17 protein-coding genes are annotated in these 22,172 nt (G+C 62.5%); 15 read left to right on the plus strand and 2 right to left on the minus strand.

Annotated features, from left to right (window positions below):
• Positions 1 to 137: 137 nt before the first annotated feature.
• On the minus strand, positions 138 to 1,334 hold the full coding sequence (locus tag P0D71_RS24290) for a M20 aminoacylase family protein (RefSeq protein WP_408482519.1): 1,197 nt from the start codon (positions 1,332 to 1,334) through the stop codon (positions 138 to 140).
• 180 nt (positions 1,335 to 1,514) lie between these two features.
• Here P0D71_RS24290 and P0D71_RS24295 point away from each other — a divergent pair, with 180 nt between their 5' ends.
• The gene (locus tag P0D71_RS24295) at positions 1,515 to 3,593 is read left to right on the plus strand and encodes a molybdopterin-containing oxidoreductase family protein (protein ID WP_408482521.1); all 2,079 of its coding nucleotides are present in this window, start codon (positions 1,515 to 1,517) and stop codon (positions 3,591 to 3,593) included.
• Positions 3,594 to 3,740: 147 nt separating this feature from the next.
• Positions 3,741 to 5,414, plus strand: coding sequence for a long-chain fatty acid--CoA ligase (locus tag P0D71_RS24300; protein WP_408482523.1), 1,674 nt, complete (start codon positions 3,741 to 3,743; stop codon positions 5,412 to 5,414).
• 215 nt (positions 5,415 to 5,629) lie between these two features.
• Here the strand turns inward: P0D71_RS24300 and P0D71_RS24305 are convergent, their stop codons facing one another.
• Entirely contained in the window at positions 5,630 to 6,799 is a 1,170-nt protein-coding gene (locus P0D71_RS24305; RefSeq protein ID WP_091798771.1) for a porin, read from the minus strand.
• Positions 6,800 to 7,102: 303 nt separating this feature from the next.
• On the opposite strand from P0D71_RS24305, the gene coq7 reads away from it, so the two are divergent.
• From coq7 to P0D71_RS24370, 13 genes are all read left to right on the plus strand, one after another.
• Entirely contained in the window at positions 7,103 to 7,741 is a 639-nt protein-coding gene (coq7, locus tag P0D71_RS24310) for a 2-polyprenyl-3-methyl-6-methoxy-1,4-benzoquinone monooxygenase (protein WP_091798774.1), read from the plus strand.
• Positions 7,742 to 8,151: 410 nt separating this feature from the next.
• Positions 8,152 to 8,580 carry a division/cell wall cluster transcriptional repressor MraZ gene (gene mraZ / locus P0D71_RS24315; RefSeq protein ID WP_091798777.1) on the plus strand — a complete coding sequence of 143 codons (429 nt, stop codon included), beginning with the start codon at positions 8,152 to 8,154 and terminating at the stop codon, positions 8,578 to 8,580.
• A gap of 15 nt (positions 8,581 to 8,595) precedes the next feature.
• Positions 8,596 to 9,549, plus strand: coding sequence for a 16S rRNA (cytosine(1402)-N(4))-methyltransferase RsmH (gene rsmH, locus P0D71_RS24320; RefSeq protein ID WP_091798781.1), 954 nt, complete (start codon positions 8,596 to 8,598; stop codon positions 9,547 to 9,549).
• Positions 9,546 to 9,896, plus strand: coding sequence for a cell division protein FtsL (gene ftsL / locus P0D71_RS24325; protein ID WP_091798783.1), 351 nt, complete (start codon positions 9,546 to 9,548; stop codon positions 9,894 to 9,896). Before rsmH ends, ftsL begins: the two co-directional genes overlap by 4 nt.
• Positions 9,893 to 11,758: a peptidoglycan D,D-transpeptidase FtsI family protein gene (locus P0D71_RS24330; RefSeq protein WP_408301117.1), complete on the plus strand. Its 1,866-nt coding sequence runs from the start codon at positions 9,893 to 9,895 to the stop codon at positions 11,756 to 11,758. Before ftsL ends, P0D71_RS24330 begins: the two co-directional genes overlap by 4 nt.
• Positions 11,755 to 13,302: a UDP-N-acetylmuramoyl-L-alanyl-D-glutamate--2,6-diaminopimelate ligase gene (locus tag P0D71_RS24335; RefSeq protein WP_408482525.1), complete on the plus strand. Its 1,548-nt coding sequence runs from the start codon at positions 11,755 to 11,757 to the stop codon at positions 13,300 to 13,302. The genes P0D71_RS24330 and P0D71_RS24335 overlap by 4 nt, the downstream gene beginning before the upstream one ends.
• On the plus strand, positions 13,299 to 14,711 hold the full coding sequence (locus P0D71_RS24340; RefSeq protein WP_408482527.1) for a UDP-N-acetylmuramoyl-tripeptide--D-alanyl-D-alanine ligase: 1,413 nt from the start codon (positions 13,299 to 13,301) through the stop codon (positions 14,709 to 14,711). Before P0D71_RS24335 ends, P0D71_RS24340 begins: the two co-directional genes overlap by 4 nt.
• 17 nt (positions 14,712 to 14,728) lie before the next feature.
• Positions 14,729 to 15,898, plus strand: coding sequence for a phospho-N-acetylmuramoyl-pentapeptide-transferase (mraY, locus tag P0D71_RS24345; protein WP_012434424.1), 1,170 nt, complete (start codon positions 14,729 to 14,731; stop codon positions 15,896 to 15,898).
• Between the two features lie 26 nt (positions 15,899 to 15,924).
• Complete coding sequence (murD, locus tag P0D71_RS24350; RefSeq protein ID WP_408482529.1) at positions 15,925 to 17,439, plus strand: UDP-N-acetylmuramoyl-L-alanine--D-glutamate ligase; 1,515 nt, start codon at positions 15,925 to 15,927, stop codon at positions 17,437 to 17,439.
• On the plus strand, positions 17,436 to 18,713 hold the full coding sequence (ftsW, locus tag P0D71_RS24355; protein WP_091798800.1) for a putative lipid II flippase FtsW: 1,278 nt from the start codon (positions 17,436 to 17,438) through the stop codon (positions 18,711 to 18,713). Before murD ends, ftsW begins: the two co-directional genes overlap by 4 nt.
• The gene (gene murG, locus P0D71_RS24360; RefSeq protein WP_408482531.1) at positions 18,710 to 19,828 is read left to right on the plus strand and encodes an undecaprenyldiphospho-muramoylpentapeptide beta-N-acetylglucosaminyltransferase; all 1,119 of its coding nucleotides are present in this window, start codon (positions 18,710 to 18,712) and stop codon (positions 19,826 to 19,828) included. The genes ftsW and murG overlap by 4 nt, the downstream gene beginning before the upstream one ends.
• Positions 19,825 to 21,228 carry a UDP-N-acetylmuramate--L-alanine ligase gene (murC, locus tag P0D71_RS24365; RefSeq protein ID WP_091798806.1) on the plus strand — a complete coding sequence of 468 codons (1,404 nt, stop codon included), beginning with the start codon at positions 19,825 to 19,827 and terminating at the stop codon, positions 21,226 to 21,228. The genes murG and murC overlap by 4 nt, the downstream gene beginning before the upstream one ends.
• 1 nt (position 21,229) lies before the next feature.
• Entirely contained in the window at positions 21,230 to 22,171 is a 942-nt protein-coding gene (locus tag P0D71_RS24370) for a D-alanine--D-alanine ligase (RefSeq protein ID WP_408482532.1), read from the plus strand.
• Position 22,172 lies beyond the last annotated feature (1 nt).

Raw genomic sequence — 22,172 nt, forward strand, 5'->3', positions numbered from 1 at the left:
CCGCCCCGAGTTACCCCTACTCAACCTCGCGCTTAGACGCCGAAGCGCCTATGCGGGTTCAAGTGTCGCATTCGTATCCCTAATGCGACGACATAACAGGCGGCGAATTAATCACCACCCCGAACCCCGAGAGAATTCTATTTCTCTTGCGCCAAGAACCGCTGGGCAAGTCGCACCCAGTATGTCGAACCGATCGGCAATAACTCGTCGTTGAAGTCATAGCTCGCGTTATGCAGCATGCACGGACCCGCGCCGTGGCCCGAATCCCGGTGGCCACCGTCGCCATTGCCCAAAAATGCGTAGCAGCCCGGCTTGGCGAGCAACATGAAGGAAAAATCTTCCGCGCCCATCGTCGGTTCGACCGCATCGTCGACGTTTTCCGCGCCGACAATTTCCTTCATGACCGTCGCCGCAAAGCGAGCCTCTTCGCGACTGTTGACCGTGGGCGGATAGTTTCGGTGGAATTGAATGTCGACGGAGCAGTCGTAGGCTTCGGCCGTGCTCTCTGCGATCTTGCGCATGCGCGCCTCGATAAGATCGAGAGTTTCTGTTGTAAAAGTCCTCACCGTGTCTGCGATCCACGCAGTGTTCGGGACGACATTGACGGCGTCGCCGGCGTGAATCTGTGTGATTGACAGCACTCCGGTGTCGAGCGGCTTCTTATTTCGCGTGATGATGCTCTGCAGTCCATTCGCCATCTGTACCGCTGTGAAAACAGGATCGCGACCGTTGTGCGGCATAGCCGCGTGCGAGCCTACGCCCGTGATTTCAATACGAAATTCGTTACTCGAAGCCATGATCGGGCCTTCGGTTACACCGAACTGACCCGCCCTCATGCCCGGCCAGTTATGGATCCCGAACACCGCGTCGACCGGAAACTTTACGAACAGGCCGTCGTCGATCATGGCCTGCGCGCCGGCGCCGCCCTCCTCGGCGGGCTGGAAGATGAACACGATCGTGCCATCAAATTCGCCATGTTTGACCAGGTGCCGCGCAGCACCGAGCAGCATCGCGGTATGCCCATCATGACCGCAGGCGTGCATTTTTCCATCGTTTTTCGACCGATGGTCGAAGCTGTTCAGTTCCTGAATCGGCAGCGCATCCATATCGGCGCGCAAACCAATGGAGCGTGAGCCGTTGCCGCGTTTCAGTACACCGACCACGCCGGTTTTGCCCAATCCTCTATGCGTTTCGATACCCCACGATTCGAGCGTTCGCGCGACCAGATCTGCCGTTGCGGTCTCCTCGTAACGCAGTTCCGGATGGGCGTGGATCGTTCGTCGGAGAGTCTGGATTTCGCCGTGAGCGGCCTGGATTTCTGGGATAAGTTTCATGATGGAGTGATGATGCGTGTGTGCTTTGGCTTGCGTGGAATCGCTCGGGGCCACATTGGTCCGGGCACGGTGATAATCGATTCTACGCCGAAGGCCTTTTTGGCGGCACGGTGCAAGTCGACAGGCAATTGACGTAATAGAATCCCGCATTGCTCTACTGCTCCCTCGAACGGACCGCCGATGAATGCTCCGACTGAACACGCTCGCGTCGTCTGCCCGCACGACTGCCCCGACACCTGTGCGATGCGCGTGACGGTCGAGGCCGGTCGCGCGATCAAGGTCTTCGCGGATCCCGAGCACCCTCCTACGCAAGGTGCGCTATGCACGAAGGTCAGCCGCTATGCGGAGCGCGTGCATCATCCGCAGAGATTGACGACACCCATGAAGCGTGTCGGCCGTAAGGGCGAAGGCCACTTTGAGCCGATCAGCTGGGACGAGGCGTTCCAACTCGCTGCTCGCCGCCTCTCGGAGATTGCAGGCCGCGCGCCGGAAGCGATCCTCCCGTACAGCTACGCCGGCACGATGGGGCTGGTTCAGGGGGACAGCATTGCGCAGCGGTTCTTCCACAAGCTCGGCGCATCGCAACTGGATCGCACGATTTGCGCGGCCGCCGGCGCGGCCGGGCTGAAGTACACCTATGGCGCGAGCCTTGGCATGCTCACCGAGTTTTTTGACGAGAGCGAAGTCATCCTGATCTGGGGTTCGAATCCCATCGCGTCGAACCTACATTTCTGGACACGCGCCCAGCAGGCCAAGCGTCGCGGTGCACGGCTGATCGCGATCGATCCATACCGCTCCCTGACGGCTGAAAAATGCCATCAGCACATTGCCCTGAAACCCGGTACCGACGGCGCATTGGCGCTCGGCATGATCAATGTGTTGATTACGGAAAATCTGCTCGATCACGAATACATCGCGGCCTATACGTTAGGCTTCGACCAACTTAAGGCCCGTGCGCTCAGCTACCCGCCATCGCGTGTTGCCGACATCTGCGGTATTGATGCGAGCGTGATCGTCGATCTTGCGCGACTGTACGGCGGCACGAAAAAAGCTGCGATTCGCATGAACTACGGCCTGCAACGGGTACGTGGCGGCGGTAACGCCGTGCGCGCGATCGCCTGCCTGCCGTCGCTCACGGGTGCGTGGCGGGAGCGAGCGGGCGGTGCGTTGCTGTCGTCGGGTGGGTGGGCGCCGGTTGACTCACATGCGTTGCAGCGGCCGGATCTGATGCCGGGTTGGCCGACCAGGGCGAGCCGCGTCATCAATATGAACGCAATCGGCGACGCGTTGCTGCACAAGGGCGACGCGGCATTCGGCCCGAAAATCGAATCTATCGTCGTCTACAATTCGAACCCCGTGGCGGTCGCGCCAGATTCCGAGCGGGTCGCCGCAGGTTTCGCGCGCGAAGATCTGTTCACAATCGTCCTCGAACATTTCCAGACCGACACTGCCGACTACGCCGATCTGCTGCTCCCCGCGACGACCCAACTCGAGCACCTCGACGTCCACAAGTCCTACGGCCATACACACGTAATGGTCAACCTGCCGGCGATCGCCCCGGTCGGCCAAGCGGTTCCGAACACAGAGATTTTCCGCGGCATCGCGCGTCATATGGGGCTCGAGGAGCCGGCGCTATTCGAGAGCGACGAGACCGTTGCACAGGCGGCGTTCAGCTGGCAAGACAGAACGCTCGAAGGCGTCGACTGGGAGAGCCTGAAGAAGACTGGCTGGGCCAGGCTGAACCTGCCCGATGCGCCGTTTGCCGAGGGTGGCTTCCGAACACCGTCCGGCAAATGCGAGTTCTACAGCGAGCGCCTCGCCCAGCAGGGACTCGACCCGCTGCCCGACTATCTGCCGCCCCACGAATCCGCCGACGGCGCACCTGAACTTGCCGCCCGATATCCGCTGGCCATGATCTCTCCGCCGGCCCGCAACTTCCTGAACAGCACGTTCGTGAACGTCGAAAGCCTGCGTTCCACCGAAGGCGAACCGCATCTCGACATGCATCCGGCCGACGCGCAATCGCGAGAGATCGTCGATGGCGATCAAGTGCGTATTTTTAACGATCGCGGCTCGATGCAGGCGCGCGTCCGCGTTACCGATAAGGCACGCGAGGGACTCGTGGTCGGCCTGTCGATCTGGTGGAAGAAACTTGCGCCGGACGGCCGCAATGCCAATCAGGTCACCAGCCAGGCGCTCACCGATCTGGGCGGATCGGCAACTTTCTACGACTGCCTGGTCGAAGTCGAGCGCGTCTGAATCACGCTCAATCATCCCGCGATGCTCGCGTTTTGGAGGTTCGAGGTTGCAGTCTAACCCGGCCGCTTTTCGCGATTAACACCCAGGTGCCCATGCTACGATGCGTTTTTAGCACGACCATTCGAAAATAAAAGGAGGAGACGCTGCATGGACAAAATCTGGCTGAAATCTTATCCACCCGGCGTTCCCGCAGAGATTGACCCGACCCGCTATTCGTCGCTCGGAGAACTGCTGGAAGAAGCCTTCCGCGAACACCGCGCGAAACCGGCGTTCGTCTGCATGGACAAGACGATCAGCTATGGCGAGCTCGACGCGCTTTCGCGCAAGCTGGCAGCCTGGTTCCAGTCGAAGGGCCTTGCCCGCGGTACGCGCATCGCGATCATGATGCCGAACGTGCTGCAATATCCGGTGGCGATTGCCGCTATCCTGCGTGCGGGCTACGTGGTCGTGAACGTGAACCCGCTTTATACCCCACGCGAATTGGAGCATCAGCTCAAGGACAGCGGCGCGGAAGCGATCATTCTGCTCGAGAACTTCGCAGTCACGCTGCAGGCGATCGTACGCAACACAGCGGTCAAGCATGTCGTCGTGGCGGCGATGGGCGATCTGATGGGGATCAAGGGCACGCTTGTGAACTTCGTCGTGCGCAAGGTGAAGAAGATGGTGCCGGCATGGAGTCTGCCAGGTCACGTCAAATTCAATACTGCGATCGCGGAAGGCGGACGCCAGAATTTCAATCCGGTGCAGCAAGGCCCGAACGATGTCGCGTTTCTCCAATACACGGGCGGCACGACAGGCGTGGCCAAGGGCGCGACGCTACTGCATCGGAATCTGATTGCCAATGTGCTGCAGTCGGAGATCTGGCTCGATCCGGTTCGCGCGAATCGTACGGACATCGATCAGTTCATTACCGTCGTTGCATTGCCGCTGTATCACGTATTTGCGCTGACGGTTTGCGGGTTGCTGACCATCCGTACCGGCGGCCTCGGCGTGCTGATTCCGAATCCGCGCGACATTCCGGGCATGATCAAGGCGCTCGAAGGGTATGCGATCACGACAATTCCCGCCGTCAACACGCTGTATAACGCGATGTTGAATAGCCCGGATTTCCATAAGCTCGATTTTTCGAAGCTGATCGCCGCGAACGGTGGCGGAATGGCGGTGCAGGAGGCCGTTGCCAAGCGCTGGTACGAGCATACGCACACCCCGATCATCGAAGGATACGGGTTGTCGGAAACGTCGCCGTGCGTGACCTGCAATCCGGTGACCGTCACCGAATACAGCGGGACAATTGGCTTGCCGCTGCCGTCGACGGAAATCTCGATTCGTGACGACGAAGGCAACGAAGTGCCGCTCGGCCAGCCGGGCGAAATCTGCATCCGCGGTCCGCAGGTCATGGCGGGTTACTGGAACCGGTCCGACGAAACGGCGAAAGTGATGACGTCGGATGGCTTCTTCAAATCGGGCGATGTCGGCCTGATGAACGAACGTGGCTTCGTCAAGATCGTCGACCGTAAGAAGGACATGATTCTCGTGTCGGGTTTCAACGTCTATCCGAACGAAATCGAAGACGTCGTGGCGAAACTGCCGGGTGTGTTCGAAGTCGCTGCGGTCGGTGTACCGGATCAGCATTCCGGCGAAGCGGTGAAGCTGTTTGTCGTGAAGAAGGACCAGGCGCTCACCGACGCCGACATCTTCGCGTACTGCAAGCAGCAGTTGACTGGCTACAAGCGACCTAAGATCGTCGAGTTCCGTACTGAATTGCCGAAGAGCAATGTCGGTAAGATTCTGCGCCGGGAGTTGCGCGACGGGCGAGCATAGGCCAGCAGAATCGGGCGCTAATCACGTACGAAGCAGGCACGAAGTGGTGCATTAGCGAAAAAAAGCAAAAGCCCGGCAGAGGAAAGTTTGCCGGGCTTTTTTCCGTTTATGCCACCGCCGTCACCATTTAAAGCCGGCCAATCGGCGATGCGCCGCAAGCCATAAAAAAAGGCGCCCGAAGGCGCCTTTGAGGCAAACTGCTTTATTACGACTTATTAGAACTTGTGGCGGATACCGACGCGAGCTGCGAGTTGGTTCTGGTTCGACGAACCCGACAGGCCGTTGATGCCTGCCGTTGCGTCGACCGTAGCGCCTGCTGCGTTGACCGTGTCGCCCAGAGCGTGTTGGTACACACCGATCACGTACACGTCCGTGCGCTTGGACAGGAAGTAGTCCACGCCGATCGCGCCTTGGTGGTACTGAGCACGCGAGTTGCCGTTGATTTCCGCGCCGCGGGTGTAGTCATACGCTGCGCCGACCAACAATGCCGGGGTCAACTGATACTTGAAGTTCAGTTCCGCGTTGTTGAACGTAGCCGACTGGCCCTTGAACGGCGATGCGAACGAAGCGCCCAGGTTGCCGAAGCGGATGTTCGAGTACGTCACGCCGACCGTTGCTGCGCCGAACGTGTATGCGCCGCCTGCACCGATGACCTGGTACGTGTTAGCCGATGCGAAGCCAGCGTAGACCGGCGAGCTCACAGCAGCGGCCGGTGCTGCAGCCGTACCGCCGTTGTTGAACAGGCCACCCGAAGCTGCCGGGCTGCGTGCGTTCAAGTAACCAACGCCGAGAACGAGGGGACCGTTGTTGTAGCCAGCGCCCAACGACCAGATCTGGTTCGACGTGACGTTGCCAGCAACGCCGCCGAAGCTGTACGTGCCGCCGAACTTCAGGCCACCGTAGTCAACGCTCGTGTACTTGACCGTGTTGTTCGTGCGGTATGCGTTGTTGAAGTTGTCGATGTCGCCCGGGTGAGCAGCGATGTAGCCGCCCCACTGGTCGCCGGCTTCCAGCGGACCAACGTAGTCGACGACGGAGTCGTACTGACGACCCAGCGTGACCGTACCGAATTGGCTCGACAGGCCGACGTAAGCTTGACGACCGAACATCAGGCCGCCTTGACCCAGCTTGCCGTTGTTCACGTCAAAGCCGTTTTCCAACACGAAGATTGCCTTCAGACCGCCGCCCAGATCTTCCGTGCCACGCAGGCCGAAACGCGAGCCTTGCATAACGCCGCTGGACAGGTTGTACAGGTGCTTGCCACCCGAGTTGGTGTTGATGTTGAAGCCTTCGTCAATGATACCGTACAGGGTCACGCTGCTCTGAGCATGTGCGACGCCTGCGAATGCGCCCAGTGCTGCGAGAGCGAGAAGCGACTTTTTCATCGAATGATCTCCAAGGATTACGAATCTTTTGTACAAGGCAGAATATTTATCTAGCGTTGAGGCCTTGCTTGTCCAACTTCGCGAGAAGTTGCACGTAATGTAACAAAAGGCCTACATGGGACAAAGAAAAAGGAGCGGGACAGGAAGCCTCCTGTTTCGTTTACGCAACATGGTCTAAAATCAGAAATTAGCTGCCGGATTCACCCGGTTTGAAGCTTTTCGCGAAGCCTGTTTTGCGCCGTAAAGCCTTATGGCGCGGACCAGTTGGATCGATGAGGCGGCTGTTGAACGAGGGAGCGCGGAATGTTTCTGGATGAGTTGATTAGCGAGTTTGATCGGGGTTTACGCTCAATGACCGGTGTGTCGCGAATGAGTCGCCCGCTGCCGGTTCCGCACGAATCCGCGGTGACGGATGCTGCGCCCGAACTCTCGCCGGCCGAGCGTGCACACTCGGCTGGATTGATGCGCGTGAACCACGTCGGCGAGGTATGCGCCCAGGCGCTCTATCAGGCACAGAAACTTGCGACCAAGTCTCCTTCGTTGCGTGTCGTGTTCAATCGCGCGGCGATCGAGGAGGAGGATCATCTCGCTTGGACTTCCAGGCGGCTCGAAGCGCTCGATTCGCGTCCCAGTCTGCTGAACCCGCTGTGGTATGCCGGCGCGCTGGCAATCGGGCTCGCGGCAGGGCGCATGGGCGACCGTGTCAGCCTCGGCTTCATGGCCGAAACCGAGCGTCAGGTGGAGCAGCATCTCGATAGCCATCTGGAACAACTGCCGGCAGCCGACCGGGAGTCGCGCGCGATCGTCGAGCAGATGCGCGTGGACGAGGTGGAGCATGGCAAGGCCGCAATGGACGCCGGCGGGGTCGAGTTGCCATTCCCCGCGCGCGCACTGATGCGCGCCGTGTCGAAAGTCATGACGCGCACTGCCTATTACATATAAGTTCGAGTCCTCTATTTACGTACCTCCCGAAAGTGGACCGGCGCATCGCGCGCCGTCCACCTGAAGTACCCGGCAACGCCATCCCACACTGCCCGATCCCGCTTGACGATCTCTTTCATTCCGCGCCTTTCCCTCGGACTTTTCACGTATCACCTTCACAAGTTGCACTAGCTCATTCATTTATAACGGTTTTCCGTTTTTATGTCCGACGTGAAGGAGTCGCGCTAAGTCCTTGTTCTAACAAACAAAATTCGTCGGAAAACCGTGTATCTCCCTTGACCCCTGTTTAGCGTTCCTCTAAAGTGGGAGACAGTGTGAGAAAGTGTATTTTTGTGTGATCTCACAGGCGGTTTCGGGTAGATTTTCACGAATCGGGCAGCGGGCGCAAACGCGCCACAGGGGAGAGCGAAGTGTTCCAAGGGGCGTCGGCGCTGACGCTCGATGCGAAAGGGCGGATGTCTATTCCCTCTCGGTATCGGGATGCGCTGCAAACACAGGCAGAGGGCCGGGTGACGATCACCAAGCACCCGGACGGCTGCCTGTTGCTCTTTCCGCGCCCGGAGTGGGAAATCTTTCGCGACAAGGTCGACAAGCTGCCCATGAACGCGACCTGGTGGAAGCGCATTTTTCTCGGCAATGCAATGGACGTCGATATGGACGGCGCAGGGCGCGTGCTCGTGTCGCCGGAATTGCGCACGGCCGGCGGTTTGGAAAAAGAAGTGACCTTGCTCGGCATGGGTCGTCACTTCGAGTTATGGGATGCACAAACTTATGCCGCGAAGGAACAGGCGGCAATGGCAGAGGGCATGCCCGACGCCCTGAAAGATTTCACGTTCTGATCGCGGTTTACTTATATGGCGCCTGCGATGGGAAATGAATTGCAGCATCGCACGGTGTTGCTGGAAGAAGCGGTTCAAGCGCTGGTCACACGCGCGGACGGCGTGTATGTGGACGGCACGTTCGGGCGCGGTGGTCATAGTCGGCTGGTGTTGGAGAAGCTGGGTGAGTCGGGGCGTCTGATCGCTTTCGACAAAGACCCGCTCGCCATCGCCACGGCCCAGCAGATCACGGATCCGCGCTTTGGCATCGTGCACGAGAGTTTTGCTTCACTGCGCACCGCGATTGCGGAGCGCGGCGTAGGACGGGTGTCGGGCGTTTTGCTGGATCTGGGCGTGTCGTCGCCGCAAGTCGACGATCCGGAGCGGGGCTTCAGCTTCCGCGCCGACGGCCCGCTCGATATGCGGATGGACCCGACGCGCGGCGAATCGGCTGCTGACTGGCTGGCGCGGGCCACGGTGCAGGAATTGACGGAGGTGATACGAGATTATGGGGAAGAACGGTTTGCTTTTCAGATTGCAAAGGCGCTTGTTGCTCGCCGGGCAGAGTCCGACCGTCTTGGGCCTCTCGTCAGCACGGGCGAGCTTGCCCAAATCGTGGCTAACGTCGTCAAAACCCGTGAGAAGGGCAAGGATCCGGCAACCCGCACCTTTCAAGCTATACGGATTCACATCAATCAAGAGCTTGCGGAGCTGCAAGTCGTTTTAGAAGCAGCGTTGTCGCTGTTGGAGCAAGGGGGGCGGCTGGTGGTCATCAGCTTTCATTCGCTCGAGGATCGGATCGTCAAGCGATTCATGCAGGCGCACGCCAGTACGCCTGCGGTGGATCGCCGTCTGCCGATTCGCGCAGTCGATCTGCCGAGCCCTCCGCTCAAGATCATCGGCCGCGTGTTCGCGAGCGACGCTGAAGTCGCCGCGAACCCGCGCGCCCGTTCTGCCGTGATGCGCGTGGCGGAGCGGATCGCACCATGAACCGCCTCAATATCTTCCTGCTGATGATCGTGATGGGCTGCGCCTTGTCTGTCGTCAACGCGACCAATCAGCAGCGTCAGATCTTTATCCAGTTGCAGCGCGCTCAATCGCAGGAGCGCCAGCTGCAGCAGGACTATTCGCAACTTCAATATCAGCAGAGCGCGTTGTCGAAAACGTCGCGCATCGAGCAGATCGCCACTGATTCCCTGAAGATGCAATCGGTTACGACCGGCCGTACCCAGTACCTCACGCTCGATCCGGGCGCGGCAAAGGCTGAAGATGCGCCGATCCCGACTTCCGGCCCGGCCTCGGCGCCGGTGGCGACCCGTCGCGGAGGCGTGCGATGAAAAAATCGTCGGCTCGCAAGAGCGTGGCTTTCTCGGCCAATCCGATCCTGTCGGTGCGCCTGCCAATGTGGCGCTCCAAGCTCGTCGTGTTCATGCTGTTCATGGCGTTCGTCGCGCTCACCGCGCGCGCGTTCTGGATTCAGGGCCCGGGCAACGCGTTCTATCAGAAGCAGGGTGAAATCCGCTATCAGCGCCGCCTCGAATTGCCGGCCACGCGCGGCAAGATTCTCGATCGCAACGGGCTCGTGCTGGCCACGAGTTTGCCGGTGCGCGCGATCTGGGCTATCCCCGAATCGGTGCCGGACGACCTCGGCGCCGACAAGCTGACTTCGCTCGGCAAATTGCTCGGCATGACGAACAAGGAGCTGCGCGCCAAGCTGTCGGAGGACAAAACCTTCGTCTATGTGAAGCGCCAGGTGCCGGTGGACATCGCGGAAAAAGTCACGGCGCTCGACATCCCAGGCATTTACGCGCGCGACGAGTACAAGCGCTTCTATCCGGAAGGCGAGATCACGGCCCACCTGATCGGCTTCACCAATGTGGAAGACGAAGGCCAGGAAGGCGTCGAACTCGGCGACCAGAAGCTGCTCGCCGGCATGTCGGGCAGCCGCCGCGTGATCAAAGACCGCATGGGCCACATCATCGAGGACGTGGACGAGCAGGTCGTGCCGCACAACGGCCAGGACGTGGATCTTTCGATCGACAGCAAGATTCAGTACATCGCTTATACGAACCTGAAGGCGGCCGTCGAAAAATTCAAGGCGAAGGCCGGCGCGGCGATGGTGATCGACGTGCGTACCGGTGAAGTGCTGGCGCTCGTGAATTACCCCACGTACAACCCGAACGACCGTTCCCACCTGACCGGCGACCAGTTGCGCAATCGCATCCTGACCGACACGTTCGAGCCCGGCTCGATCATGAAGCCGTTCACCGTCTCGCTCGCGCTCGATCTGCACCGCGTCACGCCGACTACACTGGTTGATACAGGTGGCGGCCGTTTCGTGCTCGACGGTGCGCCGATTACCGACGACAGCGCGTTCGGCGTGCTGACGGTGGGCGGCGTGATCCAGAAGTCGAGCAACATCGGCGCGACGAAGATCGCCATGCAGCTCAAGCCCGAAGAGATGTGGAACATGTACACCAGCATCGGTCTCGGCCAGGCGCCGAAGGTCGGCTTCCCGGGCGCGGCGGCGGGCCGTCTGCGTCCGTGGAAGGGCTGGCGCCGTATCGAACAGGCGACCATGTCGTATGGCTACGGTCTGTCGGTGTCGCTGTTCCAGTTGGGCCGCGCTTACACCGCGATTGCGCACGACGGCGAAATCATGCCGGTATCGATCTTCCGCACGCCTGGCGATCAACCCGCCACCGGCCCGCAAATCTTTGCGCCGACCACGGCACGCGAAGTGCGCGCCATGCTCGAAACCGTCACCGCGCCGGGCGGTACGTCGCCGGATGCGGCGGTGCCGGGCTATCGCGTCGGCGGCAAGAGCGGTACGGCGTACAAGCACGGCGCGCACGGCTACGACCACTCCAAGTATCGCGCGTCGTTCGTCGGCATGGCGCCGATGCCGAATCCGCGCATCGTCGTGGCCGTTTCGGTCGACGAGCCGACGGCGGGAAGCCACTTCGGTGGTCAGGTGTCGGGTCCGGTGTTCTCGGCGATCGTCGGCGATACGTTGCGTTCGTTGAATGTGCCGCCGGACATGCCGGTCAAGCAAATGGTGGTGTCCGACGACTTGGCCCCGGCCGCGCCGGGCGCGCCCGCCACGCCAGCCACGGCCAAGAAACTTTCCACCAGCGCCGGCGCCAAGAAGATGACGATTTCCGCGAACGCGAAAAGCCACCCGGGAGTCGTGCGATGAGCGCGCTGCGCGAGAAGCATCCCGAGCAGCGGCAAATCGCCGACGCCCTCACCTGGCTGCACGCTCACGTGCAGCCAGGCGCGCATCTGCACGCCGACACGCGCTCGCTCGCGGCCGGCGACGCGTTTTTCGCCTACGCAGTGGACGGCGCGGACAACCGCCCGTTCATCTCGGGTGCGATCGAACGTGGCGCCGCCGCCGTGCTGGTTCAGCCCGAGGGTTTTAGCGGTGCGATCGATCCGTCGAACACGCTCGCTGTGCCGGCGTTGAACGAACTCGCCGGTTCGATCGCAAGCGGCTGGTACGACGATCCGAGCGACAGCATGCTGACGGTCGGCGTCACCGGCACGAACGGCAAGACGTCGTGCAGCCAGTGGATCTCGGCGGCGTTGACCGCGCTCGGCACGCGTTGCGCGATCATCGGCACGCTTGGCACGGGTCTGCCCGGCCAACTGGTGCACACCGGCTTTACGACGCCCGACGCACCGCAACTGCAACGCAGCCTCGCGCAGTTGCGCGACGCGGGCGCGCAGGCGGTCGCCATGGAGGTGTCATCGCACGCGCTGCACCAGGGGCGCGTGAACGGCACGGCGTTCGACATCGCCGTGTTCACGAATCTCACGCAAGACCATCTCGACTACCACGGCACGTTCGAAGCCTACGAAGCCGCGAAGGCCCGCCTCTTCGCCTGGCCGGAACTGCGCGCGGCCGTGATCAATCGCGACGACGCGGCCGGCCGCCGTTTGCTCGCCAGCACGCAAGGCCACGCGCGCACGATCGCCTACGGGTTGGGCGACCTGCAAAAAGACGCACCGCAAGCCGACGCATTGCTGCTCGCATCGAATGTGCGCGCAACCGCAACGGGCACCGCGTTCCATCTGAGCACTTCTGACTGGGGCAATGCCGAAGTCGAAGTGCAGACGCTCGGCGCGTTCAACGTGAGCAATCTGCTCGGCGTGCTGGGCGCGTTGCTCGCCGCCGACGTGCCTTTCGAAGCCGCACTGGCCGAACTGGCGAAGCTCGAATCGGTGAACGGCCGCATGCAGCGTTTGGGTGGCCGCTTGCAGAACGACGAGCCGCTCGTCGTGATCGATTACGCGCACACGCCGGATGCGCTGGAAAAAACCCTCGAAGCGCTGCGCCCGATGGCAACCGCACGCGGCGGCGAACTGATCTGCATGTTCGGCTGCGGCGGCGACCGCGACGCGACCAAGCGTCCGCTGATGGGCGCGATCGCCGAGAAGATCGCCGACGGCGTGGTCGTGACCAGCGACAACCCGCGCAGCGAAGATCCGCAATCGATCATCGAGCAGATCGCGGCGGGTATGAAGGACGCGTCGAAGGCGCGCCGTATCGAGGACCGCGCAAGCGCGATCCTGCAAGCGATCCGCAGCGCCGCGCGCGAAGACGTCATCGTGCTGGCCGGCAAGGGGCACGAAGCAACACAGGAAATCATGGGTAAGAAACGCGCTTTCTCCGATCAGGATCACGCTCGCCTCGCGCTGGCCGCGCGCGCGACGCATGCACGCGGAGGTGGCGAATGAGCATGTTTTCGCTGCGTGAAGCCGCCGCGCTGATCCCGGGCGCGACCGTGCTCGGCGACGAGACGGTTGCGTTCGAACGCGTTTGTACCGACAGCCGCAGCGCCGGCCCCGGCGACCTGTTCGTCGCGATCAAGGGCGATCGTTTCGACGCGCACGACTTCCTGCCGGAGGTCGCCGCGCGCAACGTGACGGCCGTGCTCGTCACGCGTACACCGCAAGACTGGAGTGTGCCGGCGCTCAAAGTCACGGACACGCGCGTGGGTCTCGGCGCGCTCGCGCGCGGTTGGCGCCGCCAGTTCAGCATGCCGCTCGTCGCGGTGACGGGCAGCAACGGCAAGACCACGGTCAAGGAAATGATCGCGTCGATCTTCGCCGCCGCGGTCGGTGCCGAAGCGCGACTTGCCACTGCGGGCAACTTCAACAACGACATCGGCTTGCCGCTCACGCTGTTCCGTCTGCACGCCGCGCATCAGCTGGCTGTGGTCGAACTCGGCATGAACCATCCGGGCGAAACCTCGGAGCTCGCGAAAATCGCCGAGCCGACGGTCGCGGTGGTGAACAACGCGCAGCGCGAGCATCAGGAATTCATGGCGACGGTGGAAGCGGTCGCGCTCGAACACGCGAGCGTGATTCACGCGTTGTCGCCGGCAGGCGTCGCGGTGTTCCCGGCCGACGACGCCTACGCGAGCATCTGGCGCGTGGCCGCAACCGGCAATCGCATCATGGACTTCGTGCTGAATTCCGCCGAGCGCATCACCGAAGCCGCAGTGAAGGGCACGTTCGACGGCAACGTGTTGAGCATCAACACGCCGGAAGGCCAAATCGAAGTCACGCTGCAAGTGCTCGGCAACCACAACGCGCACAACGCGCTGGCCGCAACGTCGGCCGCGTTGGCTGCGGGCGTTTCGCTCGACGCGATCAAGCGCGGTCTCGAATCGTTCGGCGCCGTGAAGGGCCGCCTGCAGGTGAAGCAAGCCGTCCTCGGCACGCTCGCCGGCGCGACCGTGATCGACGACACCTACAACGCCAATCCCGATTCGATGCGCGCCGCGATCGACGTGCTCGCCTCCCGCGCCGCGCCGCGCGTGCTGGTGATGGGCGACATGGGCGAAGTCGGCGACAACGGTCCGGCGTTTCACCGCGAAATCGGCGCTTACGCCAAGGAACGCGGTATCGACGCGCTATACGCCATGGGCGACGCCTCGCGCGACGCCTGCACCGCGTACGGCGCGAGCGCGCATCACGTCGCCGATATCGGCACGCTGGTCGCGCAATTGCAGCAGGCCGGTTTCGGTCCTGCCGCAACGCTTCTCGTGAAAGGCTCGCGCTTCATGCAGATGGAGCGCGTGGTGGACGCCGTAACGAGTCCACAACCCAACGCAGCGGGCAGTACGCCCGCGGCACATTGAAATAGAAGGACCGAAGCATGCTACTGGCGCTGGCGCAATGGCTGCAGAATGACGCAAGCTTCTTGCGCGTGTTCAGTTATCTGACTTTCCGTGCGGTGATGGCGACCATCACCGCGCTGCTGATCGGGCTCGTCTGCGGCCCGGCGGTGATTCGCAAGCTGACCGCCATGAAGGTCGGTCAGGCCGTTCGTAAAGACGGTCCGCAAACTCACCTCGTGAAATCCGGCACGCCGACCATGGGCGGTGTGCTGATTCTGCTCGGCATCGCCGTGGCCACGTTGCTGTGGGCCGACCTGACCAACCGCTTCATCTGGATCGTGATGCTGGTCACGTTCGGTTTCGGTGTGATCGGCTGGGTCGACGATTACCGCAAGGTGGTCTACAAGGATCCGCGCGGCATGTCGTCGCGCGAAAAGTATTTCTGGCAGTCGGTGATCGGACTGTTCGCTGCCGTGTATCTCGCATTCAGTGTGTCCGAAGCGAGCAATGTGCGCGTGTTCGACCTGTTCATGGCGTGGGTGAGGAGCGGCCTCTCGATGGGCCTGCCTCCCCACGCCGACCTGATGCTGCCGTTCGTCAAATCGATCAGCTATCCGCTCGGCGTGTGGGGCTTCATCGTGTTGACGTATCTGGTGATCGTCGGCGCGAGCAACGCGGTCAACCTCACCGACGGTCTCGACGGGCTCGTGATCATGCCCGTCGTGCTGGTCGGCGCGTCGCTCGGCGTGTTCGCGTATGTGATGGGCAGCTCGGTCTATTCGAAATACCTGCTGTTTCCGCATATCGCCGGCGCGGGCGAATTGCTGATTTTCTGTTCGGCAATGGGTGGGGCAGGGCTCGCGTTCCTCTGGTTCAACACGCACCCGGCGCAGATGTTCATGGGCGACGTCGGCGCGCTCGCGCTCGGCGGCGCGCTCGGCACGGTCGCGGTGATCGTGCGTCAGGAAATCGTGCTCTTCATCATGGGCGGCATTTTCGTCGCGGAGACGCTCTCCGTGATGTTGCAGGTCACGTGGTTCAAATTCACGAAGCGCCGTTTCGGTGAAGGGCGGCGTCTCTTCAAGATGGCGCCGCTGCATCACCATTTCGAATTGTCGGGTTGGAAGGAAACGCAGGTGGTCGTGCGCTTCTGGATCATCACCCTGATGTTGTGTCTCTTTGGTTTGTCCACGCTCAAACTGCGTTAAGCAGCAGGTCATTAAGGAAGCAGGCGATGTTCGGCGAGAAGTTTCGGGATCGGCAAAAGCCGATGGTGCTCGTGCTGGGACTGGGTGAATCCGGTCTCGCTATGGCGCGCTGGTGCGCGCGGCACGGCTGTCGGCTGCGAGTGGCCGATACGCGCGAGGTGCCGCCGAACCTGCACGCGCTGGAAGCGCACGGCATCGACGCCGCATTCGTCGGCGGCCCGTTTTCGCCGGCACTGCTCGAAGGTATCGAACTGGTCGCCATCAGCCCGGGTTTGTCGCCGCTTGCCGCCGATCTGTTGCCGCTAATCTCGGCGGCGCGCGAGCAGGGCATCCCCGTGTGGGGCGAACTCGAATTCTTCTCCCAGGCACTGAAGTCGCTCGGCGAAAGCGGCTATGCGCCGAAAGTGATCGCCATCACCGGCACCAACGGCAAGACCACGACCACGAGCCTCACCGGCCTGCTGTGCGAACGCGCGGGCAAGAAGGTCGCGGTGGCGGGCAATATCAGCCCGGCGCTGCTCGACAAGCTAACGGAAGCGATCGATAACACCGCGTTGCCGGATGTGTGGGTGCTGGAGCTGTCGAGCTTCCAGCTCGAAACCGCGCACACGTTTACGCCCGACGCGGCGGTCGTGCTGAACATCACCCAGGATCACCTCGACTGGCACGGCGGGCTCGATGCATACGCTGCCGCGAAGGGCCGCATCTTTGGTACACAAACCGTGCGCGTGTTGAATCGCGACGACTCGCGCGTCATGAAGCTCGCGCCTTCGGAAGACAGCGAAGCCGAGGTGGTCACGTTCGGCGTCACCGAGCCGAAGAACGACGGCGACTACGGCTTGCTGCGCGACAACGGCATGATCTGGCTCGTCGAAGCGCATGACCGCGACGCGAGCGACGAACCGGTGCCGAAGCGCCGCCGCAAGAACGAAGTCGTGACGCCGCCGAACATCGCGCTCAAGCGCCTGATGCCGGCCGACGCCTTGCGCATTCGCGGCTTGCACAACGCCGCCAATGCGCTCGCCGCTTACGCGCTCGCGCGTGCGGTCGGCCTGCCGGGCGCGCCGCTGCTGCACGGTCTGCGCGAATATCACGGCGAACCGCATCGCGTGGAATTGATCGCGTCGATCGACGGTATCGACTATGTGGACGACAGCAAGGGCACCAACGTCGGCGCGACGGTCGCCGCGCTCGACGGTCTCGCGCAGCGCATCGTGCTGATCGCCGGCGGTGACGGCAAGGGGCAGGATTTCGAACCGCTCGCCGCGCCGGTCATGCGCTGGTGCCGCGCGGTGATGCTGATCGGCCGCGACGCGCCGCAAATCCGCGCCGCGCTGGCAGACACCGGCATTGCCATAACGGACCACGCCACGCTCGAAGAAGCGACCCGCGCCGCAACCGCGCTCGCGGAACCGGGCGACGCCGTGCTGCTCTCGCCGGCTTGCGCGAGCTTCGACATGTTCAAGGGTTACGCGCATCGCGCCGCGGTGTTCCGCAGCACGGTGGAGGACATCGCGGCCGAACGGGGGACGATGATATGAGCTGGTCGGAACGTTTCGGTTCACGTCAGGCCGCCACCGGCGACGCGGGTGCTTCGGGCGCTTCGGCTCGCGCCGGCGGCCGCTCGGGCGGCAGTGGTCTTGCGAGCGCCGTCAACGGCGTGCGTCCGCTGCGCTCGCGCATGCTCGACTACGATCACTCGCTGCTGTGGGTGGTCGTCGCGCTGCTCGGTCTCGGCGTGGTGATGGTGTATTCGGCGTCCATCGCCATGCCCGATTCGCCGAAGTACGCGTCGTATCGCGACTACGCGTTCCTCGTGCGCCAGATCATCTTCGTGGTGATGGGCGCGGTGGTCGGCATTGTGTCGTTCCGCATTCCGATCGCAACGTGGGACAAGTACGCGCCCAAGCTGTTTCTGATTTCGCTGGTCGCGCTGGTGATCGTGCTGATCCCGCACGTCGGCAAGGGCGTGAACGGCGCGCGCCGCTGGATTCCGCTCGGCATCACGAACATGCAGCCTTCGGAAATCATGAAGCTCGCGGTGGCGATCTACGCGGCGAATTACACCGTGCGCAAGCAGGAATACATGCACAGCTTTGCCAAAGGCTTTTTGCCGATGGCAGTCGCCGTGGGCCTCGTCGGTGCGTTGCTGCTGCTCGAGCCGGACATGGGCGCGTTCATGGTGATCGCGGCGACCGCGATGGGTCTGCTGTTTCTCGGCGGCGTGAACGGCAAGCTGTTCGGTGGTCTGGTGGCGACCGCGGTCGGTACATTCAGCCTGCTGGTGTGGGCGTCGCCGTGGCGTCGCGAGCGGATTTTCGCGTACCTCGATCCGTGGGACGACCGTTACGCGCAGGGCAAGGCTTATCAATTGACGCACTCGCTGATCGCGTTCGGGCGCGGCGAGTGGTTCGGCGTGGGACTCGGCGGCAGCGTCGAGAAGCTCAACTATCTGCCGGAAGCGCATACCGACTTCATCCTCGCGGTGATCGGCGAGGAACTGGGTTTTGTCGGCGTGCTGGTCGTGATCCTGATGTTCTACTGGATCGTGCGCCGTTCGTTCGAGATCGGCCGTCAGGCGCTCGCGCTCGACCGCACGTTCGCGGGTCTGGTGGCGAAGGGCATCGGCATCTGGTTCGGCGCGCAGACCTTCATCAACATGGGCGTGAACCTCGGCTTGCTGCCGACCAAAGGTCTCACGTTGCCACTCGTCAGTTACGGCGGCTCGGGCATTTTGCTGAACTGTGTGGCTGTCGCCGTGCTGATGCGTGTCGATTACGAGAACCGGGTGCTGATGCGCGGAGGGAAGGTATGACCGCTCTGCCGCAACGCACGCTGATGGTGATGGCCGGTGGCACCGGGGGACACGTGTTCCCGGGGCTCGCGGTCGCTCATCTGATGCAGGCGTGGGGCTGGAAGGTCGTATGGCTCGGCAATCCCGCGGGCATGGAAGCAACGCTGGTGCCGAAGCACGGCATCCCGATGGAATACGTGCGCTTTGGCGGCCTGCGCGGCAAGGGCCTGAAAACCAAGCTGATGCTGCCGCTGAATCTGCTGCGCGCATGTTCGCAAAGCTTGAGCGTGCTGCGCCGCGTGAAGCCGGACGTCGTGCTCGGCATGGGCGGCTACATCACGTTTCCGGCCGGCCTGATGACCGCGTTGAGCGGCCGTCCGCTCGTGCTGCATGAACAGAATTCGATTGCCGGTCTCGCGAACAAGGTGCTCGCGAAAGTCGCCAAACGCGTGCTGGTTGCGTTCCCGAATGCACTGCCGCACGGCGAATGGACAGGAAACCCGATTCGTGCGGAACTTGCGCGCGCAATTGCACCCAAAGCACGCTACGCGCAGCGCAGCGGTCCGTTGAATGTGCTGGTGGTGGGCGGCAGTTTGGGTGCGGCGGCATTGAATGAAGTCGTGCCGCGCGCGGTGGCTTTGCTGGCGCCGAACGAGCGTCCGCGCATCGTGCATCAGGCGGGCGCGAAGCACATTGAAGCACTGCGCGAGAACTACGCGGCGGCGGGTCTGCAAGCGGGCGCCGACGTTGAACTCGTGCCGTTCATCGACGACATGACGAGCGCTTACGCAAACGCGGACCTGGTGATTTGCCGCTCGGGCGCGATGACCGTTTCAGAGATTTCGGCTGTAGGCGTGGCGGCGTTCTTCGTGCCGTTCCCGTACGCAGTAGACGATCACCAAACCACTAATGCAGCGTTCCTCGCCGATAACGGCGCGGCGCTGGTCGTGCAGCAACGCGATCTGTCGGCGGAAACCCTCGCTGACTGGTTGCGCAGCCAGACGCGAGAGACCCTCGCGGAAATGGCGGAGCGTTCGCGCTCGCTCGCGAAACCCGACGCCACGGAGCAAGTCGCGCAGATTTGCGCGACCGTGGCGGGTTCGATTTCGGGCGCGAGCCCAGAAGGAAAGCAATGAAACACATCGTCAAACATATTCACTTTGTCGGCATCGGCGGTGTCGGCATGAGCGGCATCGCGGAGGTGCTGGTCAATCTCGGCTATCAGGTGAGCGGCTCGGATCTGTCGAGCAACGCGATCACCGATCGCCTCGCCGCACTCGGCGCGCGGATCGCGATCGGTCACGCGGCGGAGAACATCGAAGGCGCGAATGCAGTGGTCGTTTCCACGGCAGTGCGCAGCGACAACCCGGAAGTGCTGGCCGCGCGTCATCGGCGCATTCCGATCGTGCCGCGCGCGGTGATGCTCGCGGAACTGATGCGCCTGAAGCAGGGCATTGCGATTGCCGGCACGCACGGCAAGACCACGACCACCTCGCTGGTGGCGAGCGTGCTCGCGGCGGGTGGACTCGACCCGACCTTCGTGATCGGCGGCCGGCTGATCAGTGCGGGCGCGAATGCGCGCCTGGGCACGGGCGACTTCATCGTCGCGGAAGCCGACGAGTCGGATGCGTCGTTCCTGAATCTGTTCCCGGTAATCGAAGTCATCACGAACATCGACGCCGATCACATGGACACCTACGGCCACGACTTCGCGCGGCTCAAGCAGGCGTTCATCGAGTTCACGCACCGTCTGCCGTTCTACGGCATCGCGGTGCTGTGCGTCGACGATCCGAACGTGAAGGAGATCCTGCCGTTCGTGTCGAAGCCGATCATCCGCTACGGCTTCGCGCCGGATGCGCAGGTGCGCGCGGTCAATGTGGAAGCGCTCGGCGGCAAGATGCATTTCACCGCAATGCGTGAAGATGCCGCGCCGCTCGACATCGTGTTGAACCTGCCGGGCGAGCACAACGTGCAGAACGCTTTGGCCGCAATTGCAATTGCGACTGAACTTGAAGTGAAAGATGCCGATATCCAGCGAGCGCTGGCGGATTTTAACGGCGTGGGCCGACGCTTCCAGCGCTATGGCGAAGTGCCGGTTTTCACCGAAGGCAAAGCGTCGGGCGCCTACACGCTGGTGGACGACTATGGTCATCACCCGGTCGAAATGGCGGCCACGGTGGCGGCGGCGCGCGGCGCATTTCCGGGCCGGCGTCTGGTGCTGGCGTTCCAGCCGCACCGCTTCACGCGCACGCGTGACTGCTTCGAGGATTTTGTGAAAGTGCTGTCGACCGTCGACGCGCTCGTGCTGACCGAAGTCTATTCGGCCGGCGAGTCGCCGATCGTCGCCGCGGACGGCCGTGCTCTCGCGCGTGCGCTGCGTGTGGCGGGCAAGGTCGAACCGGTGTTTGTCGATACGGTGGACGAAGTGCCGGACGCGCTCTCAGCGATTGTGCGCGACGGCGATGTAGTGATCACGATGGGCGCGGGTTCGATCGGCGGTGTGCCGGGTCGCCTCGCTCAGGAAACGAAGGTGTGAGATGAGCAGTATCGACCCTAAACAATTCGGCAAAGTGGCAGTTTTGCTCGGCGGCAATTCCGCGGAGCGCGAGGTGTCGCTCAATTCCGGGCGTCTCGTGTTGCAAGGTCTGCGCGACGCCGGTATCGACGCGCATCCGTTCGATCCGGCCGAGCGTCCGCTCGCCGCGTTGAAGGAAGAGGGTTTCGTGCGCGCGTTCAACGCGCTGCATGGCGGCTACGGCGAGAACGGCCAGATCCAGGGCGCGCTCGACTTTTACGGCATCAAGTACACGGGCAGCGGCGTGCTCGGCTCGGCGCTCGGTCTGGACAAGTTCCGCACCAAGCTCGTGTGGCAGCAGCTCGGCATTCCGACGCCGCCGTTCGAGGCAGTGCTGCGTGGCGACGACTACGAAGCGCGCGCGAAAGAGATCGTCGCCAAGCTCGGCTTGCCGCTTTTCGTGAAGCCGGCGAGCGAAGGTTCGAGCGTCGCGGTGATCAAGGTGAAGAGCGCCGACGCGCTGCCGGCCGCGCTGCTCGAAGCGGTCAAGTTCGACAAGATCGTGGTGGTCGAAAAGAGCATCGAGGGCGGCGGCGAATACACCGCGTGCATTGCCGGCAATCTCGATCTGCCGGTGATCCGCATCGTGCCGGCCGGCGAGTTTTACGACTACCACGCGAAGTACATCGCGAACGACACGCAGTATCTGATCCCGTGCGGTCTGGCGGCGAACGAGGAAGCGCATCTGAAGGTGCTGGCGCGCCGCGCCTTCGACGTACTCGGCTGCACCGACTGGGGCCGCGCGGATTTCATGCTCGACGCCGACGGCAAGCCGTATTTCCTCGAAGTGAACACGGCGCCCGGCATGACCGATCACTCGCTGCCGCCGAAAGCGGCGCGCGCAGTGGGCATCGGCTATCAGGAACTGGTTGTCGGCGTGTTGGCGCTGACGCTTAAGGACTAAC

Origin of the sequence: Paraburkholderia sp. RL17-383-BIF-A, assembly GCF_046028015.1 — a bacterium.
Taxonomy (GTDB): Bacteria; Pseudomonadota; Gammaproteobacteria; order Burkholderiales; family Burkholderiaceae; genus Paraburkholderia.